Annotated in this window: 1 protein-coding gene; it reads left to right on the forward strand. The window is 72.5% G+C overall.

Features of this window, described 5'->3' with window-relative positions:
- Nucleotides 1–489: 489 nt before the first annotated feature.
- The coding region (locus tag ACFV5N_RS27635) for a DEAD/DEAH box helicase (RefSeq protein WP_385605221.1) at nt 490–1,700 on the forward strand (1,211 nt) is incomplete at its 3' end.

Below are 1,700 nucleotides of genomic sequence, written 5' to 3' on the forward strand. Positions count from 1 at the left end.
GGAATACGAGATGTTAAACTGTCTCGTGGGCTCTGATTTTTGTATAAGAGACCGGCCACCGGTGCCCCCCGACGCGCCCGTTGCACCGCCCGCCGGGCGGCCGGGCCCGGCCGCCACCCCCAGCGGCGCCGCGCCGCCGCCCGCCGACCCGGAGCCGAGCCCGCCGCCGGCCCCGCCCGCCCCGCCGCCGGCCCCCGAGCCAACGGGCCAGGAGCCCTCCCCGCCGGAGACCGAGCCGGAGCCGGAACCCGGCACGGGTCCGGGGCCGGGTCCCGATCCGGACGGGGAGGGGTGAGCGCCGTTTGCGTTCGCGCCGGTGCGGTGCGTATGCTTGTAGATCGTTTGATCCCACTTGCCCGGCGCCCGATCACAGCGCGCCGTGTGGCGCGTTCCTCGTCAAGCCGTGGCTGACCGCAAAGACAGGCGGTCGTGAGCACCTACGGAGCTAAGGCGCGTGCCGACCAAGACTCCGGAAGGGTCTCATTTCGCATGTCCGTAACAACCGCCGACGCCATCCTGCCGCTGGATGAGCCGACGACCACCTTCGCCGACCTCGGGCTCCCGCAGCCGGTCGTGCGCAAGCTCGCCGAGAACGGCGTGACCACCCCGTTCCCCATCCAGGCCGCGACCATCCCGGACGCGCTGGCCGGCCACGACATCCTCGGCCGGGGCCGCACCGGCTCCGGCAAGACCCTCAGCTTCGGTCTGCCGACGCTGGCCCGGCTGGCCGGCGGCCGTACCGAGAAGAAGCGGCCCCGCGCGGTCATCCTCACCCCCACCCGTGAGCTGGCCATGCAGGTCTCCGACGCCCTGGAGCCGTACGGCCACGAGCTGAACCTGCGGTTCAAGGTCGTGTGCGGCGGCACCTCCATGGGCAACCAGATCTACGCCCTGGAGCGCGGCGTCGACATCCTGGTGGCCACCCCGGGCCGGCTGCGCGACCTGATCGCGCGCGGGGCCTGCTCGCTGGAGGACATCGAGGTCGCCGTCCTGGACGAGGCCGACCAGATGGCCGACCTGGGCTTCCTGCCCGAGGTCACCGAACTGCTCGACCTGGTGCCGCCGGGCGGCCAGCGGATGCTGTTCTCCGCCACCCTGGAGAACGAGATCGACAGCCTCGTCAAGCGCTACCTGGTCGACCCGGTCAGCCACGAGGTGGACGCGGCGCAGGGCGCGGTGACCACCATGAGCCACCACGTGCTGGTGGTGAAGCCCCGCGACAAGGCCCCGCTGACGGCGGCGATCGCGGCGCGCGAGGGGCGCACGATCGTGTTCGTGCGCACCCAGCTGGGCGCCGACCGGGTCGCCGAGCAGCTGCGCGAGTCCGGGGTGCGCGCGGACGCGCTGCACGGCGGCATGACGCAGGGCGCCAGGACCCGCACCCTGGAGGACTTCAAGGGCGGGAAGATCAAGGTGCTGGTGGCCACCGACGTGGCGGCCCGCGGTATCCACGTGGACGGCATCGACCTGGTGCTCAACGTGGACCCGGCCGGGGACCACAAGGACTATCTGCACCGTTCCGGGCGGACCGCGCGGGCCGGGCAGTCCGGCACCGTGGTCTCGCTGGCGCTGCCGCACCAGCGGCGGACGATCTTCCGGCTGATGGAGGACGCGGGCGTCGACGCCTCGCGGCACGTCATCGGGCGGGGCGACCTGTTCGACGACGAGGTGGCGGAGATCATCGGCGCCCGGTCGCTGAA

Origin of the sequence: Streptomyces sp. NPDC059853 (assembly GCF_042731495.1) — a bacterium.
Taxonomy (GTDB): domain Bacteria; phylum Actinomycetota; class Actinomycetes; order Streptomycetales; family Streptomycetaceae; genus Streptomyces.